Origin of the sequence: Coxiella-like endosymbiont, assembly GCF_024730665.1 — a bacterium.
In the GTDB taxonomy this organism is placed as follows: Bacteria; Pseudomonadota; Gammaproteobacteria; order Coxiellales; family Coxiellaceae; genus Coxiella.
This window is the reverse complement of record NZ_CP084737.1, coordinates 778615-798036: the sequence shown is the minus strand read 5'-3', so window position 1 is coordinate 798036 and position 19422 is coordinate 778615. Positions and strand designations below refer to the sequence as shown.

Here is a 19422-nt window from a genome sequence, read left to right as displayed (position 1 = left end):
AGAAAAGGTCGATTTTAGTGGGAGTTTTAGTGGGTAAGGTAAGAATGAAAGAAAAACTGAAAAAAGGAATTGATGAATTAAGGTTAGAAATTCCAGAAAACACTCAGAAAATATTGCTCGATTTTCTTACTTTCCTACAAAAATGGAATCAGGCCTACAATCTCACTGCAATCAGCAACACAGAAAGTATGATAACCTATCATCTCTTGGATAGTTTGTCTATCTTCCCTTATTTAAAGGGAAAAACGATTTTAGATGTGGGGAGTGGGGCGGGTTTCCCAGGAATTCCACTGGCGTTAGCATGCCCAGATAAACAATTTACTTTGCTTGATAGTAAAAATAAAAAATCAGTTTTTTTGCTTCAGGCCATTTCTCAATTTAAGATATCTAATGTCACCATCGTGCGAGCACATGTTCCAGACTATCGGCGAGAATTTGGTTTTGACGCAATTATTTGTCGTGCTTTTGGAAATCTCAGGTTTGTTATAAATCAAACTAAACACTTGCTCTGCCCAGATGGGCGATGGTTTATAATGAAAGGCAGTTATCCAAAGGAGGAATTGCAAATCATCTTAGAGCCTTTTGTTGTCTATCGTTTAAAGGTGCCGGATTTAAACGCGGAGCGTCATCTTGTTGAAATTGGAAATAAGCGTAATCGCAACGCTGATTAAAAGAAGACTGGGTTAGTAAAATAACTTCTACTGTTAATTTATAACTTTACTCACTGTTACTAAACGATAGATTCTGATGGTTAATCTAGATTCATAAAAATTCATAAAAGTGCATATTTTGAGTAACCATGCAGTTTGCCGTACTTTAATCTAGGCGGTTTTTAAAATTAGGCTAACAAAGGCATTGTTTAAAGGAAATACTTGAAGCGAAATCTATAGCATAACTTCATGTAATTAACTACCCTCTTAAAATATGTTAACTGGTGGGGTGGCCGCCTGGTTTCAGATAAATAGTGCATCATATTGTCGTAATCCGCTCCTTTTGTCACAATATGAGATTAATCGGCACGTAAATGGACTTGGTCTGATTATTTGCCATTAGTTTTATTTTCGCTTTTTTGTTATGTCCCGGAGATAGTTATAGGTTATTCATTATTATCAAGCCTTCTTATCTGCTATTTTCAATTTGCTTATGAATTTATATTGGAAAATTAATGATAAGATCATTGAAAGTCTGGATTTAAGTTCTTTAGGTGTTTGGTGCGGCAACTTTTTAACTGTTACCCTAAGTATCAGGAGTGTTAATAGACGATATCTTTGATAATTAATTATCTTTATTGGAAGCACTTTCTTTAATTCTTTAATAAATTTTTTACAGTAAAAATAAGCAGCTTCTTTTTGATTTTAAAAAAGCAGTCAAGTTGTTTTTGGATTTTTTAAAATTCTCCATTCTTTACCATTTGCTTTAATTGCTCTAAGTTTTTATCGTTGTTTGGAACCGAAATAGTGATGGAAGATAAAGATACTTTTTTATAGCTCTATTTTAATCTTTTATAAAACAGATTGTTTCGATGCTGAAGATTTGAAAGATCAGTTCGTTGATTAGCACACATTACTAGGGGTCTCGATTTTTCTGTCCCATTTTACTGTTCCCATATTAGCACCTATTTTTCAAATTTTTTAATTATCTAAGCACATAGATATCATGAATTTTAAATGCTAAGACAGTATAAATTTATTCGTTTAAATTAGAAAATAGCGATATTATTCGAGATATAGCCTATCAATAAAGAGTTGGTATTCTTTTTTCGTTCTTTTATCTATATTGTTACTTTTTATTGCAACTTTGTTTAGATCTTTGTTTGGATTTACAGGTCTCGTTACATCTTTTTACTAGGATTATAAAAACTTTATTCCATGGTTTTATACATTTTTGATATTTCTTTGTTACTGCCCTCTGGTTTTTGTTATTGCTCGATTGGAAGGATCACCGGCACTATAAAATCCTTAGATAAGAAACCGAACATATGGATGTTGGTTTTTATTTCTAGTAATGACATCACATTGTTGCGTTATTCGATTTTTCAGACTATAGAGTTATTGTGCTGGCTTTTAAAGTCATATTTTCATATTTTTAGTGCTTTTATGATTTTTCTCATCTTAATTTTAAAACCAACAGAAAGAAAAAATTTCCATTCCGACCTTTCTCACCCATACAGCCGCATACCTTCAAGCTAAATGAGCTTTTAGTTTCCAAAAAGTTTTTTCTTCTTATGGTGTAGATAAAGTTTTAAGTTCAAATTAAAGCTAAGTTGGCCTTGCCTTACCCTATAAAAATCTATATACTCGCCCCAATTATACCGAGATCGATGGGTTGGAAAGTTGTTTTATGCACAAAAGTCGTCTATAGATTCAGCGACATGCTCCGTTCGTCTCATTGCTTACCGGTTAATTAGACTGCAAGCAGTGGTGGTTATTGTAATTACCTGGTATTGGTGGGTTCAGGGAGCGACTGATGGACTGTCCGCGCTTTTAGGTGGTGCAGCTTGTGTGTTACCTAACCTTTATTTTGCTTGGCGTCTATTTTCTATTACGAGTTCTCGGGCAACTAAAAGGATCATAATCGATTTTTTTTAGGAGAGTTGATTAAGTTGGCACTGAGTTCTGTGCTGGTGATACTTATCATAGTATTCATTCCGGTTTCTATCGTGCCGTTTACTATTGGATTTGTGGGAGCACAGTTTGGATTTTTGTTTGCGCCCCTAGAGATTCTGTGGAGTCGATCGAATAAGGTGAAGAGTACACAGTAGATGTATGTACAGGCTAAGCTAACACCGGGCGAATATATTCAGCACCATATGTCTCATTGGCAGCTGAACCTGCACGATTTCACCCTCACAAGGGGTGATTTTTGGACACTTAATCTCGATACGTTCGTTATTTCTGTGACTCTCGGTATTTTGTTTTTGAGTTTCTTTTATATTATTGCGCGTAATGCGACAGCTGGGATTCCTGGTAAGTGGCAAAATTTTGTCGAAATGGCAGTAGAATCCGTCGACAACACTGTCAAAGATTCTTTTCGCGGTGATCGAAGTTTGGTTGCGCCTCTAGCATTAACTATTTTTACTTGGGTCTTTTTGATGAACTTTATGGATCTCTTACCGGTGGATCTTATTCCTCGGTTATTTCATTTTGTCAATGTAGAGCATTTCAAGTCTGTTCCCACTGCCGATCCCGCTTTGACTTTTTCTATGTCTATTACAGTTTTTATTTTGGTCGTTTTTTACAATTTCAAAATGAAAGGGGTAATTGGTTTCGGTAAGGAGGTATTAAGTCAACCATTTGGTTGGTATCTTATACCCATTAACATTATCTTCAGAGTGATTGACGAAGGTGTTAAGCCAATTTCATTAGCGTTGCGGCTTTTTGGTAATCTCTTTGCAGGTGAATTAATCTTCATTTTGATTGCGCTATTGCCTTGGTTCAGTCAATTTACGTTAGGTGTACTTTGGGTCCTATTCCATTTATTGGTGATTACAGTTCAAGCGTTTATCTTTATGATGCTGACAGTTGTTTATCTCAGCCTTGCAACAAGATCGCACTAATTTAGAAAAAGGAGAAATTATGGTTATAGCTCAGTTAATCTCAAGTGTACAAGGGTTTTCAGCCATCGCAGCTGGCTTATTTATCGGCCTCGCTGCTATGGGAACAGCTATTGGTTTTGGCATACTTGGAGGTAAATTTCTAGAAGGTGTAGCCAGACAACCGGAATTATCTACGATGTTAATGATTCGCATGTTTTTAATGGCTGGTTTAGTGGATGCTTTCGCAGCTATTTCGTTGGTCATGGGCTTGATTTTAATTTTTTCTAAAAATCCGTTCTTGACTGCCGTTATGGATGCTGCAGCGAAAATAGCTAGTCAATGACAAATCACACCGCTTTCGACAAGAAGAGTAAGTTAAAAAGAGGTTTTTAGTGGATATTAATGCGTCGTTGATTGTACAAATGCTGGTATTTATTGTCTTCATTGGCTTAACGATGAAATTTATTTGGCCGCCGATTATACAAGTATTGGAACTTCGTCGTAAAAATATTGCCGATGGGCTAGCGGTTGCTGAAAAAGGTCATAAAAAGCTGGAAGTTGCAGAAATTAGGTCCAAAGAAATATTCACTGAAGCAAAAGCGCAAGCAGCACATATTGTTGAACAAGCTAATCAACGAGCAAATCGCATCATTAAAGAAGCAAAAAACAAGGCTCAGAAAGAAAGTGCGTATTTACTGCAACTAGCTAAAAGTGAAATTGAGCAACAATACAACGTAGCAAGAGCAGAACTGATCAAACAGATTTCTGATATTGCTGTGGTCGGCGCTCAAAAGATTTTGCAGTGCGAAATAAACAAGGTAAGCAATGATCGTTTGGTAGATGAATTAGTGAGCGAGATTAAATAATGGTCTTACAACTAACACTAGCAAGACCTTATGCTAAAGCCGTATTTTCTGATGCTAAAGAAACCCATCAGCTTGAAATATGGTCTGCGGTGCTGCATGCTTTCTCAAAAATTATTAAAAATAATCAAATAGCCCAACTGATTTTTAATTCTCAGATTTCTAAGGAAGATGTCAAAGAGTTGTTGCTTCATTTAATTCAAACCATTCAAGCCGAATCAGATTCGTTGAAAGGAAAAATCGACCGATTTCTTCAATTGCTCATTCACGAAAAAAGATTAACGACTTTACCAGATATCGATTTCTTATATCACCAATTATTAAACAACTACTACGGTCTTATGGAAGCCGAAGTCATTTGTGCTTTTCCGTTAAGCACTGAACATCAAGAACAAATTAAAAATAAACTGAAAAAGCGATTTAACTCTAAAGTTAAATTAAGGGTAACGGAGGATAAATCTTTGCTGGGCGGTGCTATTGTTCGTGCCGATAATTGGGTAATAGACGGCTCTGTTAGAGGAAAATTGACTCGATTAGCAGAAAGTCTTAAGGGGTAAATTATGAGTTCGCAATTACGATCAGCTGAAATCAGTGACATCATTAAATCGCGTATTGAAAAATTTGGTATTAAAGCAGAAGAACGTACTGAAGGCATAATCGTTAATATTAAAGACGGCATTGTGCAGCTTTATGGATTGCGTGATGCCATGTTTGGCGAAGTGATTGAATTTCCTGAATATACCTACGGCTTGGTATTTAATCTTGAGCGTGATTCAGTAGGGGTGGTAGTCATGGGATCTTATGAACATTTAGAAGAAAGGATGACTGCGCGCTGTACTGGTCAAATTCTGGAGGTACCTGTAGGGGAAGAATTATTAGGCCGAGTGGTTAGTGCACTAGGCAAACCGATCGATGGAAAAGGTCCAATTGAAACAAAACTTACCTCATCTATTGAAAAAGTAGCACCAGGTGTTATTAAACGAAAATCTGTTGATACACCATTGCAATCTGGTATTAAGTCTATTGACGCAATGGTTCCTATCGGTCGTGGACAACGAGAATTAATTATTGGTGACCGTCAAACAGGAAAAACGGCTATTGCTATCGATACCATTCTTAATCAAAAAAGTACTGGCGTTAAATGTATTTATGTCGCCATCGGTCAGAAACAATCTTCAGTGGCTGCAGTCGTGCGTAAATTAGAGGAGCATGGTGCACTTAAGCACACTATCATTATCAATGCAAGCGCTTCTGAAGCGGCTGCTTTGCAATACTTAGCACCTTATTCAGGTTGTGCGATGGGCGAATACTTCCGTGATCGTGGTCAAAATGCGTTAATCGTTTACGATGATCTAACCAAACAAGCATGGGCGTATCGACAAATTTCGTTATTGTTGCGTCGACCGCCAGGTCGTGAGGCTTATCCTGGGGACATTTTTTATTTGCATTCTCGCTTATTAGAACGCGCAGCGCATGTCAATGAACATTACGTTCAAGAATTTACAAAAGGTGAAGTTAAGGGGAAAACAGGCTCATTGACTGCTCTTCCTATTATTGAAACGCAAGCTGGAGACGTTTCAGCGTTTATTCCTACCAATGTTATTTCAATTACGGACGGGCAAATTTATTTAGACATCAATTTATTTAACGCTGGTATTCGACCGGCGATCAATGCGGGGTTATCTGTATCACGTGTGGGTGGGGCTGCTCAAACTAAAATTATTAAAAAACTGATTGGTGGTTTACGAATGTCATTAGCTCAGTATCGTGAATTAGAAGCCTTTGCCAAATTTGCTTCTGATCTGGACAAAACTACTCGAAAACAATTAGAGCACGGCCAGCGGGTAATGGAGATTTTAAAACAACCGCAATATCAGCCATTAAGCGTATCTGAAATGGCGATCATTTGGTATGTGGTTAATAATAATTATCTTGATGAAGTGGAGTTAAAAAAGTAGTTGATTTTGAGAAGGCATTATTAAGCTTTCTACACGATCAACATCAGGATTTATTAGATGAAATTAATAAAGATCCGCATTTTTCAGGAAGAAGAATAGAAAAAATTAAAGCCGTATTAGAGAAATTCAAAGAAACACGGTCATATTAGCGGGGAAACGATATTTATGTGGATAACGAGAAATAACTTATGTCAAGAGTAAGAGAAATCAGAAAGAAGATTACGAGCATAAAAAACACGCAAAAAATTACGAGTGCGATGGAACTGGTTGCAGCAAGTAAAATGCGAAAAGCACAGGATCGCATGGCAATGTCGCGCCCCTATGCCAGCAAAATTCGCAAAGTCATTAGCCACGTTGCAGCCAGCCATGCTGAATATTCTCATCCTTATTTACAGAAACGCGAAAACATTAAACGTAGAGGTTATATCATTGTTACGACTGACCGCGGCTTATGTGGTGGTTTAAATGTTAATTTATTTCGCACAGCTATTGCAGATATGAAGCAATGGCAAGAAGATCGTATCAATGTTGATTTGTGTGTAATTGGCAGAAAAGGTGAAGCCTTTTTTCGTCGTTATGGCATACCGGTTTTAGCAGTAGCGGATCGCTTAGGTGATGCACCGGAAGTGCGAGATATTATTGGTGTTGTGAAAGTTATGCTGGATCAATATAAAAATAAAAAAATTGACGCGGTCTATATCATAACAAATAAGTTTTACAATACAGTACTTCAAAAGCCAATTATCCAAAAGTTATTGCCGCTGCAAGCTGATCAAAAGAGAGCGGAGGAAGGCTATTGGGATTACATTTATGAACCAGATTCACCTAAAGATTTATTAGAAATGTTATTAGTTCGGTATATCGAATCACAAGTTTATCAAGCAGTTGTTGAAAATATCGCGTGTGAACAAAGCGCGCGAATGGTGGCGATGAAAAATGCAACAGAAAACGCAGGCCAATTGATTGACGAATTGCAATTGATTTACAACAAAGCGCGTCAAGCTGGCATCACGCGAGAAATTGCAGAAATTGTCGTAGGTGCTGCTGCAGTAGAATAAAAATGAGGTAGCAAAATGACACTAACCGGAACGATTAATGAAGTTATCGGCGCAGTGGTTGACGTCGAGTTTCCCTGTAACGCAGTGCCCAAAGTGTACGACGCTTTATATGTAAAAGATAATCACCTTACACTTGAAGTACAACAACAACTAGGCGATGGCGTTGTTCGCGCCATTGCTATGGGCAGCACGGAAGGTTTAAAACGTGGTGTTTCAGTGGAAAATACGAGCCAACCGATTAAAGTTCCCGTTGGAGAAAAACATTGGGCCGTATCATGAATGTTTTAGGGGAACCAATCGACGATGCAGGCCCTATCGATGCTGAAGAAAAATTACCTATTCATCGCTTGGCCCCATCCTTTGCAGAGCAGTCAGGCACCACGGAATTACTAGAGACAGGAATTAAAGTCATTGATTTGCTTTGTCCCTTTGCCAAGGGTGGTAAAGTGGGTCTTTTTGGTGGTGCGGGTGTGGGAAAAACTGTTAATATGATGGAGCTAATTCGCAACATCGCCATCGAACACAGTGGTTATTCCGTATTTACCGGTGTTGGTGAGCGAACACGGGAAGGAAACGATTTTTATCATGAAATGAAGGAATCTAACGTATTGGATAAAGTGGCATTAGTTTATGGTCAAATGAATGAGCCACCAGGAAATCGATTACGTGTCGGATTCACTGGTCTTACGGTTGCTGAAGCTTTTCGAGATGAAGGCCGAGATGTATTATTATTCATTGATAACATCTTTCGCTATACCCTCGCTGGTGTTGAAGTTTCTGCGCTTTTAGGTCGTATGCCTTCCGCAGTGGGTTATCAACCTACTCTAGCGGAGGAAATGGGTGTTTTGCAGGAACGCATTACTTCAACCAAAACAGGATCTATTACTTCTATTCAAGCAGTGTACGTACCGGCAGATGACTTAACTGATCCGTCTTCTGCTACAACGTTCGCGCATTTAGATGCCACGGTAGTTTTGTCGCGGCAAATTGCAGAGCGTGGTATCTATCCTGCTATCGATCCTCTAGATTCCAGCAGTCGACAACTTGATCCATTAATGATCGGTGAAGAGCATTATCGTGTTGCACGCGGAGTTCAGGAAATACTGCAACGCTACGAAGAATTAAAAGACATTATTGCTATTTTGGGTATGGATGAATTATCGGAAGAAGACAAACTGGCTGTTCGTCGTGCTCGTAAAATTCAGCGTTTCTTGTCTCAACCTTTCTTTGTTGCAGAAGTATTCACTGGTATACCAGGAAAATATGTGTCATTGCAAGAGACAATTCGTGGTTTTAAAAGCATTATCAGTGGGGAATATGATGAATTGCCAGAACAAGCCTTTTATATGATAGGTTCAATCGAAGAAGTGTTTGGAAAAGCAAAGTCATTGTGATGGCTTAATTTAGTTACCCAGACAATCAGGATAGCGGCTAGGTAAAATAGGTGATTATGACTAATGACTACAATAAAAACCATGCAATTGGAAATCGTCTCAGCGGAGGCTGCTATCTTTAGCGGCAAAGTAAAGAGAATAAATGCTACTGGCATCGCTGGTGAACTTGGGATTTATCCAGGTCATCGTCAGCTTTTGACTTTTTTAAAGCTAGGACAAATTAGCATCCTCTTAGAAGTAGGTGGGGAAGATATATTTTATATCTCAGGAGGAATGCTAGAAGTGCAGCCGGAAATCGTAACAGTTTTAGCTGATACTGTTTTACGTGTTGCCGATCTGGATGAATCAGTCGCATTAGTAGCAAAAGAGAGATCGGAGCGACAATTAGCTAAGCAGAAATCAGGTGTTGAATATTCAAAAGCGATGAGGGAACTGGCCGAAGCTATCATTCAATTGCGTATCATCCAGTCGATACGTAAGCGAGAAAGACATTAGAGAATAAACATGGGATTGAACGTTGTTATTCTTGCAGCAGGCAAAGGAAAGCGAATGGCTTCAGGTGTTTCCAAAGTGTTACACTCTATTGGCGGAATCCCCATTTTGGAACGAGTCCTAAACACTGCTAGATTATTAAGGGCTCATGCCATTTATGTCGTTTATAGCAGTGGAGAAAGTTTAGTTCATGAAACATTCAATCATTTTCCCATACATTGGGTGGAACAAAACGGACAACTCGGTACTGGTCACGCTGTTTCGAAAGTAATTCCTTTATGTAGTGACGACAATGATCAGATTTTAGTTCTTTACGGCGATGTGCCTTTAGTTTCCGCTAAGACGCTGCAAGATTTGTTGCATAGCACACCGACCAATGGGTTGGGTTTAGTAACTGCTGAATTACCTGATTCTACAGGATGGGGCCGCATTATTCGTAACGAGTTTGGTGATATCGTTAGAATTGTCGAACACAAAGACGCCAACAAGCAACAACTAAAAATTCGCGAAATTAATACTGGCATCATAACAACTTCTTCAAAAAATTTAAAAAGATGGTTGCCGAAATTGGGTAACAATAATCGGCAAAAAGAATATTATTTGACAGATATCGTTGCTATGGCGGTGTCGGAAGGTTGCCCCGTTGGCGGTGTAATGGCTCATTGTTTCGAGGAAGTCCAGGGCGTTAATAATCGTTGGGACCTTGCTAAGTTAGAGCGTTATTTTCAACAGTCTATGGCGAAAAAATTGGCGTTGGCTGGTGCGACAATTATTGATCCTAATCGCATTGATGTTCGCGGTGACAATGTAAACGTTAGTCATGATGTTGTGATTGATGTTAATGTCATTCTTGAAGGCAAAATCCGTTTGGGTCGGAATGTTCGGATTGGTCCTAATGTTTTATTAAAAAATGTGACTATTGATAAAAATACTGAAATTCTGTCCAGTAGCGTTATTGAAGATGCCGTCATTGGTGCACAATGCAGCGTTGGTCCTTTCGCGCGTATTCGTCCCGGTAGTATTTTAGAAGAAGGGGCCAAAGTAGGTAATTTTGTCGAAATGAAAAAATCTACCTTAGGCATTAGGAGCAAAGCTAATCATTTAACCTATTTAGGCGATGCTACTATTGGAAAAAACGTTAATATAGGTGCTGGCACCATCACTTGCAATTATGATGGCACCAATAAGTGGCCCATAAAAATTGAAGACGGTGCTTTCATCGGCTCACACGCCACTTTGATAGCTCCTGTTATCATCGGGAAAAACGCTACCATCGGTGCTGGCTCTACCATCACCCAAGATGCTCCTGCTGATCATCTCACCCTTTCCCGTAAACGCCAACATACTATCAAGAACTGGCGTCGTGTTTTGAAAAAGGAAAAAAAGGAGAGGATGGATAGTATTCCTGTACTATGTTTTCAGCTGGCACTTTTACTGTTTTGGAAAATGCAATATAACATGACACTTGATTCTTATGACGCACTCAAAGAAATTCGCCGACGACGTTCCTCTAATTTTCAACCAAAATTAGCTATCATCTTGGGCTCTGGACTTGGTGAGTTATCTAATGAAATTGAAGAAACCACTGTCATTTCTTATCACGAACTCCCTGGATTTTATAAGCCAAAAATTGCAGGGCATGCAGGGAACTTATATTTAGGTAAAATTAAAGGTGTCCCTGTTTCCTGTTTGTGCGGCCGTGCGCACTATTATGAAGGTACTAATAATAATGCGATTAAAACGATGGTACGTACAATGAGATTATTGGGTTGCGAGGCCTGGTTAGCTACCAATGCTGTTGGGTCTTTGCGAGAAGATATCGAGCCTGGCACCTTGGTTTTAGTGAGAGATCATATTAATTTTCAGTTTAATAATGTGCTTATAGGTCAAAATGAGGATGATTTTGGACCTCGATTTGTCAGTATGGAAGAGGCTTATGATCCTCATTTTCGTGTTCAGTTTTTAGAAATTGCTAATCAATTAAAGATTAATCTGCCAGAAGGGGTTTATTTTGGTGTTTTGGGTCCCACGTTTGAAACACCTGCCGAAATTAATGCGTATAAAATTTTGGGTGCTGACATCGTTGGAATGTCGACAATTCCTGAAGTTATCACCGCGCGACATTGTAATATGCGCGTTAGTGTAATTTCAGTTGTCAGTAATTTTGCTGCAGGAATGACAAAAGCAAAACTCACTCACGAACAAACCTTACATGGTGTAAAATTGGCGACTGAAAAATTAACTAAGCTTATTTTGACTTTTATCCAAACATATCGATAATAAACTCAAAAAATTAATGGCAAGAAACCAAGCAATCAATTCTTTTTCCTTTGAACAATTCGATAGTAGAAAGTATTGAAATATAATCGTTTAACAGAAAAGTTAGGCTCAATAATAAAATTCTTTCCTATATTGAAGATATGAAGGAATATCAAAAAGATTACTCATTCTGATATCAATTTAATTTGTAATCTTGTCACCAAGTACTAAGCTAAAAAGAAGCCAAAAAATAAATTCTGTATCACGAACAAAATCATCTTTTCCCTATCATCTTTTCCCTCTTCTCAATATCAAGCTACTAATATGCACTGTAAAAGTTTTAATCGTAATAAAAGGTGGCCGAGAAATTCAGATGGGAAAGTGCCGAAAAATTATTAAAACTAGAATAAAAATATTCCCTAAAAAACCATGCTTTGTGAATAACTTAGGGAACTAGAGGCTATAGAAAGAGACTGTAGAATCGGATATCATTTAGGTATTGAGATAAAATGACCAATAAACTTTCCTAGAAAAAGCAAAAGCATAGGCAAAGATGTTTATGCTGCAATTACGACATCAGTTCTACTCTATAACTAAAGTATTGATTCAGCAACACTATACAAAAATAATCGCACCTAGAAAGCACAGAGATTATATCTTAATATTTTACGGAATTATCGCTTCTTACCGTTTCTTTTTTACCTAAGAAAGCCTGTCGCTAATGAAGAAATTCATCATCCCAAAATAAACAACCATCTATTTTCTCTGGCGGTGCCATGCTCTTAACAGATATTAAGATATTAAGTTGGTGTGCGATAAATTGTTTACCTTTACAAGCGTATGAAGTCTTGCTAATTTTGATAGATATTATGTAGACAGTTTATATTTGTGCAAATTCGTTGATTAACACAAATACATACTGTTTTTTATACCTAGATGCTTTGTAATTGGCGTCATCATCGGAAAATAAGTATGGGGTGGCTTCGGATAAAATCAAGTGATTATGAGAACCCTATGATTGTAGGTGATTATTGCCTTTATTTAGTTTTATTTCTTATACAGTTGCCTTTTTATCTTTATTCGCATTATTAGCTATTTTGCTAGTATTAGAATTTATTACCGGCACATAAATTAGTAAGTTATCCTTGGTTGCTAAAAGCAATCATTCTTTGGCGCTTACTAACACGGAAGACATTGTTAATCAAGTGGTATTCTTTTCTAAAGATTGTCGGCTTGGCATTAAAACCATGATACCGTTAGCTTTTGTGTTGGGATCAGGAAGCCTGTAAAAAAACTCACTGTTTCTACCGAGAAAGGAAAATCCCGAAATGAAAAAGTCAGTTATCAGTATCGAGAATTCTTTAAATTTAAAACCATGTGAACAATCCGGCTCATGGTATGCGTGGCTAGTTTGTTTATCGGCATCGCTCTTTTTCTTTTACGAATTTATTCAGATGAATATGTTTAATGCGATTAGTGTACAATTAATGCAATCTTTTCATATCAAAGCTACAGAATTGGGAGAATTATCTTGTTTTTATTTTATTTCTAATGTTATTTTTCTATTCCCTGCAGGGATATTGCTCGATCGCTATTCGACACGAAAGATTATTTTATCTTCGTTGAGTATTTGCATTTTAGGTGTATTTTTGTTTGCTTTGACAAAATCTGTGTTTTGGGCTTCTATATTCCGATTTTTAATGGGTATTGGTAGCGCGTTTTGTTTTTTAAGCGTTATGCGATTAGCAACCCGTTGGTTTTCCTCAGCCCGATTGGCGTTGGTGACAGGTATTATTGTAACTATGGCTATGTTGGGTGGAATGGCTGCACAGACCCCGTTAACTTTATTGGCAGAATCGATGAATTGGCGGAGGGCACTGTTAATTGATGCCATTTTTGGAATTTCAATTTTTGCTATCATCGCCAGCGTTGTGAAAGATTTTCCGTCGAATGATCGCGAATATTATCAATTAGAACGACAGCAAGTGGATGAGATTGGATACTGGGAAAGCGCGAGATTGGTTTTTCTAAAATCACAAAATTGGTTGGGAGGCATATATACATGCCTGATGAATTTACCCATTAGTTTGTTGGGGGGTGTTTGGGGTGTTTTATATCTGGTAGACGCACATCAAGTCACGAAACTCGATGCGACATATGTAATCAGCATGTTGTTTTTAGGGACAGTGATTGGTGGCCCAACGGTTGGTTTTTTGTCAGATAAAATCAGTTTGCGTCGTTTACCGATGCTGATAGGTGCTATTTTATCGTTAGTATTAATTTTGATCATAATGTGTGGGCCATATTTATCCTTCCCCGCTTTATTATTTTTATTTTTTTCTATTGGACTAACGACAAGTACTCAAGTAATTGGGTATCCAGTGGTAGCGGAAAGTAGTATACCTGCAATTACAGCAATGTCTGTCAGTGTAGTTAGTATTACTACAATGATGGGCCAAGCTGTCTCCCAACCTCTTTTTGGACGATTAATGGATTTACAGGTAGTCTATTTTCAACACTTTTCTGCAAATTACAGAGCTTCTGATTTTCAATGGGCAATGTTAATGTTACCCATTGGTTTTTTTGTTGCATTTATCGCTGCTTTTTGTTTACGAGAAACTTATTGCCGATCTCATGATTGATGAAAAAGAATCGTGCTAACAATATGGTGATTTATGGTTATTGAAGATTTTGTTCCTGTTGGTATGGCTATTGGCGTTATTGTTAATGGCTGTAGGCCTTAGGCACTTATTTGTTATTCGTTGGAAGTTCATAAGTTTATTGATTTTTACGAGAAAAATTTTAGTTAGTATTTTATTCATTTTTCTGACAGTAAGGGAAGTTCAATTACCACCGTGTTGGTTGCCATTACTTTAAAACTTATGCTGGCTACTGCGACGGTAAAAAGTTATGTACTGTTTCGATTTCGATTCAAGTTTTAATAAATTAAAGTCATTGGACGACACAATTTTAATGCCGCGATGGGATACTACACAAAGTTAGCTCATCATAAATTAGGTATTTAATGGTGTATTTGTGTTTCATATAGGTTATTACGAAAACACTAAAGGAGGTTATCGAGAGAAAACATAGGCAACGATTATCAGAGAATAATTATCAATGATTGTCAATCATGTAGTATCAGAGAAATATTTATTTATCAAATGCAACTCCCACGCTAGCAGTACAAACTTACTCAACATACTGGTGGCTTTTTACCTTGTTAGTAAAATATTTAGTGAATTTTATCTAAATGAACAAATAATATAAGTGAAAATCTAATGAAAATAGACTATTTCGAGATAAGTTTTAGAGACTTTGTAGGTGTTGGCGAGCATTTCTTTAGCAACTAAATAAAGGAGGGATGCGACACTAAAAGCGATGATAGCAATTTGAAAATTTTGGGATAACTTTGAAAACACAAAAACTTAATAGAATGCTTAAAAGTATAAAGGAAATTATAAAAATGACAGTGATTCGGAACCTTTATTCACGCCATTATCTAAGCTAACGACGAAAAATATTGGATAGTAGATAAATATGAATACCGATTCGGAAAGAATTATGTCAATACTTCCAACTTAGCATAGCTAACCATGAGCCATTTAGCAGTACCGGATTTGTCGAATTTCACTTGTAGACGGGCATGTTCGCTTTGTCCTTCATAATTAGTAATAACGCCGGGCCCAAATTTTTTATGATTAACACGCTGACCAACATGCAGATTGTTTTTCCTGATAAATTGGTATGATGTAGAATTTGTCGAGGAAATTCGTATTATTTTTCGAGTAGGGCGCACCGCATCAATTAATTCAGCAGGAATTTCGCTTAAAAAACGAGAGGGTTGATTAAATTTTTCCAATCCGTGTAAATGACGGCATTCAGCACAGGTTAAAATTAATTTTTCTCTTGCGCGTGTTATGCCGACATAACATAATCGACGTTCCTCTTCAATTCCATTTTTAGTTTCAGCTGACATGTAATGAGGAAATAAATCTTCTTCCAGACCACTGATAATAAGTAATGGAAACTCTAAGCCTTTTGCCGCATGCAACGTCATTAAATTGACACAATTGTTATAGAAATTCGCTTGTCCTCCATCCGCTTCTAGTGCAACATGAGAAAGAAAAGCGTCTAAAGGCGATAAGCCTATTTTTTTATCAGGAGTGAATTGCGAAGTAGCACTAACTAATTCTTCTAAATTTTCAACCTGAGAAAGAGCTTTTTCGCTCCTATCTTTTTTATACAACACTAATAAACCGCTTTTTGCTAATACGGTTTTTGTCTGTTCGCTTAGAGGAAGATTTTTTGTTTCTTTGTGCAGTGTTTCGATTAATTGAAAGAAATTTTGTAAGGCATTTAATGCCCGAGAATTCAAAGCCTGGCTCTTAATCAAATAAAGGGTAGCTTGCCACAACGAAATACCTTTATCACAAGCAGTTGTGCGCAAGGTGATAAGAGTTGTATTGCCAATGCCGCGCGTTGGCGTATTGATGACACGCTCAAACGCTGCATCATCGTCGCGATTTGCTAGTAAACGTAAATAACCGAGTGCATATTTAATCTCAGCACGTTCGAAAAACTTTAGTCCACCATAAATGCGATAAGGAATTTGACGATCGACCAATCGCTCTTCAAATAAACGCGACTGCGCATTAGAACGGTAAAGAATAGCGATTTCATTATAGTGCCGACCTTGGCGAATCCATTCTTCAATACAGGAAATAATATAAAAAGTTTCGTCGTGTTCATTGAAGGCGGTGCATAGAGTAATTCGCTCTCCGGTATGATTATAGGTCCATAATTTTTTCCTGAGACGATTACTATTGTTTTCAATAATAGCATTTGCTGCGTTCAGAATGGTTTGTGTAGAGCGATAGTTTTGTTCTAAACGAATAGTTTCTACATCACCAAAATCGCTAGAAAATCGATGAATATTTTCAATTTTTGCCCCACGCCAACTATAAATGGATTGATCATCGTCACCCACGACCATCACACTAGTATCATTTCCGACCAGCAATTGTAGCCAGATGTATTGAATGGTGTTAGTATCCTGGAATTCATCGACTAATATGTGTTGAAATCGTTTTTGATAATGTTTTCGAATTGAAGGAGTATTGCGCAGCAGTTCAAGAGAGCGCAATAAGAGTTCTGAAAAATCGACCAATCCACTAGGGCGGCAAATTTCTTCATATGCTTTATAGACTTTAATCAGTGTTTCTGTAAAATAAGCGCCATCTGCATTAAGGATTTGATTAGAACGCAGTCCTTCTTCTTTTTGGTTATTAATGAACCATTGCGCTTGTTTTGGAGGCCATTGTGATTCCTCTAGATTAAGACTCCGTTGTACACGCCGAATTAGACGATACTGATCATCCGCGTCTAAAATTTGGAAAGCTTGCGGTAAATCTGCCTCTTTCCAATGCGTACGGAGCAAACGGTGGGCTAACTGATGGAAAGTCCCTGTCCACATGGCATCGATAGGAATCCCTAGCATGGACTTGATTCGTTCGCGCATTTCATGAGCTGATTTGTTTGTAAATGTGACGGCAAGAATATTATAAGGCGAAACGCTTTTCTGCTGAATGACCCAAGCTATACGATGAGTTAACACCCTTGTTTTTCCACTCCCTGCCCCCGCTAATATACGGACATGCTTAAAAGGCGAAGTAACTGCTTTTTTTGCGGTGGATTAAGAGATTCTAAAAGACCTGACTGTTCCATGTCGGTTATTGTACCCAAATTAGGAGGATAATTCACGCTTTATCAATTAGTTAAAATAGCTGGATGTCTTTTTAGAAGTCACGCGATGGAAAATATAACGGTTTTTCACCGGATAGCATGTAGATGCTAATATGGAGTGCAATTATCACGCCTCACTGATCCAAATAGTAAGCAAATTTATCATTGGATGCAAGAAATCTTGTTATATTTGATGATCATAGAATATTTTGGCTTAGTTAATGCAACAATCATTCATCGCACCGGTGAATATATCGAAGAAGAAGGGTATATATCCGTCGGTGGCGGTACTTATGAAAAAATTAGCAATGTATTTATATTAGATCTTTATATTTATACAATCTCAACAGCAGTATATAGAGAAAATCATATTTTTGCGGATTGGACTACAATCACCTTTCTTACTTCAATACTATTCCGCTGTTGAAGGAACAAGTGATCATTGATAGCTTAAAATTAACTGCATTACTAAAATTTATCGGGACCCCCTCTTTTATGAAATTAGAAATGATCTAACATATATCCATTTATATTAATCACAATCCAATAAAAATAAAATTTAAATTGAACGAATCAGATTTGAAAATTTTGGAGATTATTATCAAATCTCCATTTAACTATAAAAATTGCATCGAAATTATATGGATAGAAAATCTCAACAACTTATCTCTCTTGGTAATTAATCACTCTTTTACCTTCAAGAATATACGGTTAATGAATGGCGAATTAATCATTAATTTACTTTATTATGGGTCCGAGATTCATAACGCTATCTATTCATTTAAATCTATTTCTTAGTTAACATCATGAATAATAAAATGAAAATCATGAAAATAGATGGCCAAAAGAATTTTTATTTATATGCCAATCTTAAATTCATCATTTAAGTTTAATGCTCTCTTTTAATTGTCTCATTGAGCGTTAACTTTGGAAATAGTAGCTTAAATTATGGGCACTATTATGGATTTGGAACATTGTTGCGATTATTTATAGCTGACCTAAAGCGCGATACAACCGAGACAGACTAATCATCTTCTTTATTACAGAAAAGGTCATTTCCACATTTTAAATGGATGTAAATCTTTGTTGGAAAATCATTCTTTCTAAGAAATCTGCCGAATTACCTTCCTCCACCTCAATTCACTTTGATTAAAATAATGATCAAAAAAAGAAGAGATAAAAAGGCTAAACAGGACGAAGAAAATTGAAAACAACATGAAAAACCTTATTCGCCGTTACTTTCTTGCTAGATTACGTTTAGTAGCAATTTTGTTATCCTCTTTCTCGTCGATCTTCTAGAGACGGAACTTATTATCTTATCGCTACACCACACCATGAGCAGAGATTTGTGTATACAACATGCCCGGTCTAAGATTAAACTTCACTTTAACATTCTTTTTCACCGGTTTACTAGTCATTAATTTCATAGCTCATTATTTATTTTAATAGTGGGAACACATTTTAGTCCGCATTCCTTCTATTCGAAGTATTAAATCGTTGTAAAAGTGACATATGCATTTATTCAATTTAAAAGCTAATCTTTTTGAAAAGTAGTGCTATCGAGTATCCTTGCAAAGGTCAATGGAGCATAAGATTTCTCACTTCCAACAATTTTGTGTGTTATCTTTAATGGAGGAAACGATGATCACACGCTGGCTGTTTTGTACCACACAATCTTCCATCCCTGGTTCACTTTCTAATCCTAGTCCACAAATACCATCTGAATAGATCTCCCGAATAATTGTTTCCTTTTAGGCAAATACTCCATACTCAATTGCCTCACACTCTTTCATAATCCCTATATTGGCTCAATTTCTCTGCGATAAGCAAATAACCCTATATAGTATACATTTCCACCACATTTACTATCTAAGAGTGTTATCTCAATTTTAAGCAAAGAGATCCAAATGCACAGCGCAATAGCCTAAAATAGGCTATTGCGCTGTGCATTTGGTGTTTTTTCCCCATCATTCCTTTTGACGATTGCTTTCTTTTGTATTGATCCCGAAATATGCTACCTTTTCACCAATAACTATTTTTTATACCGCATTAAAGCATGGTCATTGCTCTATTCTTCTCTGGTGGAGTAACGACTACCATTGAGCAGGAAGCATGGAA

Annotated in this window: 11 protein-coding genes and 5 pseudogenes; 15 read left to right on the top strand and 1 reads right to left on the bottom strand. The window is 37.1% G+C overall.

Going from position 1 to position 19422, the window contains the following annotated elements; genetic code table 11:
• Nucleotides 1-44: 44 nt before the first annotated feature.
• The 14 genes and pseudogenes from rsmG (at nt 45) to LG660_RS03335 (ending at nt 14201) form a co-directional block, all read left to right on the top strand.
• On the top strand, nt 45-671 hold the full coding sequence (gene rsmG / locus LG660_RS03400) for a 16S rRNA (guanine(527)-N(7))-methyltransferase RsmG (protein WP_258267294.1): 627 nt from the start codon (nt 45-47) through the stop codon (nt 669-671).
• Between the two features lie 1662 nt (nt 672-2333).
• Entirely contained in the window at nt 2334-2588 is a 255-nt protein-coding gene (locus LG660_RS03395; protein WP_258267293.1) for an ATP synthase subunit I, read from the top strand.
• A 173-nt stretch (nt 2589-2761) separates the two neighbouring features.
• Nucleotides 2762-3556, top strand: a complete 795-nt coding sequence (gene atpB, locus LG660_RS03390; protein ID WP_258267292.1) for a F0F1 ATP synthase subunit A — start codon at nt 2762-2764, stop codon at nt 3554-3556.
• Between the two features lie 19 nt (nt 3557-3575).
• Nucleotides 3576-3878, top strand: coding sequence for a F0F1 ATP synthase subunit C (gene atpE, locus LG660_RS03385; protein WP_258267739.1), 303 nt, complete (start codon nt 3576-3578; stop codon nt 3876-3878).
• Between the two features lie 49 nt (nt 3879-3927).
• On the top strand, nt 3928-4401 hold the full coding sequence (locus LG660_RS03380; protein WP_258267291.1) for a F0F1 ATP synthase subunit B: 474 nt from the start codon (nt 3928-3930) through the stop codon (nt 4399-4401).
• The gene (locus tag LG660_RS03375; protein WP_258267290.1) at nt 4401-4955 is read left to right on the top strand and encodes a F0F1 ATP synthase subunit delta; all 555 of its coding nucleotides are present in this window, start codon (nt 4401-4403) and stop codon (nt 4953-4955) included. Before LG660_RS03380 ends, LG660_RS03375 begins: the two co-directional genes overlap by 1 nt.
• Before the next feature lie 3 nt (nt 4956-4958).
• Nucleotides 4959-6505 (top strand): annotated as a pseudogene (atpA, locus tag LG660_RS03370) (F0F1 ATP synthase subunit alpha).
• A gap of 39 nt (nt 6506-6544) precedes the next feature.
• Entirely contained in the window at nt 6545-7414 is an 870-nt protein-coding gene (atpG, locus tag LG660_RS03365) for a F0F1 ATP synthase subunit gamma (protein WP_258267289.1), read from the top strand.
• Between the two features lie 15 nt (nt 7415-7429).
• A pseudogene (gene atpD, locus LG660_RS03360) lies at nt 7430-8808 on the top strand (F0F1 ATP synthase subunit beta).
• 63 nt (nt 8809-8871) lie between these two features.
• Nucleotides 8872-9303: a F0F1 ATP synthase subunit epsilon gene (locus tag LG660_RS03355; RefSeq protein WP_258267288.1), complete on the top strand. Its 432-nt coding sequence runs from the start codon at nt 8872-8874 to the stop codon at nt 9301-9303.
• Nucleotides 9304-9312: 9 nt separating this feature from the next.
• A pseudogene (glmU, locus tag LG660_RS03350) lies at nt 9313-10680 on the top strand (bifunctional UDP-N-acetylglucosamine diphosphorylase/glucosamine-1-phosphate N-acetyltransferase GlmU); the annotation flags it as partial.
• A 78-nt stretch (nt 10681-10758) separates the two neighbouring features.
• Nucleotides 10759-11580 carry a purine-nucleoside phosphorylase gene (locus tag LG660_RS03345; protein ID WP_258267738.1) on the top strand — a complete coding sequence of 274 codons (822 nt, stop codon included), beginning with the start codon at nt 10759-10761 and terminating at the stop codon, nt 11578-11580.
• Between the two features lie 1124 nt (nt 11581-12704).
• Nucleotides 12705-12848, top strand: coding sequence for a hypothetical protein (locus LG660_RS03340; protein ID WP_258267287.1), 144 nt, complete (start codon nt 12705-12707; stop codon nt 12846-12848).
• 39 nt (nt 12849-12887) lie between these two features.
• Entirely contained in the window at nt 12888-14201 is a 1314-nt protein-coding gene (locus LG660_RS03335; RefSeq protein ID WP_258267286.1) for an MFS transporter, read from the top strand.
• A 920-nt stretch (nt 14202-15121) separates the two neighbouring features.
• Here LG660_RS03335 and uvrD read toward each other — a convergent pair.
• Nucleotides 15122-17286, bottom strand: a pseudogene (gene uvrD, locus LG660_RS03330) (DNA helicase II).
• 232 nt (nt 17287-17518) lie between these two features.
• Between uvrD and LG660_RS04335 the strand changes: the two are divergent.
• Nucleotides 17519-17611: pseudogene (locus tag LG660_RS04335) on the top strand (peptide deformylase); the annotation flags it as partial.
• Nucleotides 17612-19422 lie beyond the last annotated feature (1811 nt).

Bases quoted from the DNA above. Each gene is read 5' to 3' on its own strand.
- LG660_RS03375 (WP_258267290.1), top strand. From the start codon at position 4,401: ATGGTCTTACAACTAACACTAGCAAGACCTTATGCTAAAGCCGTATTT.
- LG660_RS03355 (WP_258267288.1), top strand. From the start codon at position 8,872: ATGACTACAATAAAAACCATGCAATTGGAAATCGTCTCAGCGGAGGCT.
- LG660_RS03345 (WP_258267738.1), top strand. From the start codon at position 10,759: ATGACACTTGATTCTTATGACGCACTCAAAGAAATTCGCCGACGACGT.
- rsmG (WP_258267294.1), top strand. From the start codon at position 45: ATGAAAGAAAAACTGAAAAAAGGAATTGATGAATTAAGGTTAGAAATT.
- LG660_RS03335 (WP_258267286.1), top strand. From the start codon at position 12,888: ATGAAAAAGTCAGTTATCAGTATCGAGAATTCTTTAAATTTAAAACCA.
- atpB (WP_258267292.1), top strand. From the start codon at position 2,762: ATGTATGTACAGGCTAAGCTAACACCGGGCGAATATATTCAGCACCAT.
- atpG (WP_258267289.1), top strand. From the start codon at position 6,545: ATGTCAAGAGTAAGAGAAATCAGAAAGAAGATTACGAGCATAAAAAAC.
- atpE (WP_258267739.1), top strand. From the start codon at position 3,576: ATGGTTATAGCTCAGTTAATCTCAAGTGTACAAGGGTTTTCAGCCATC.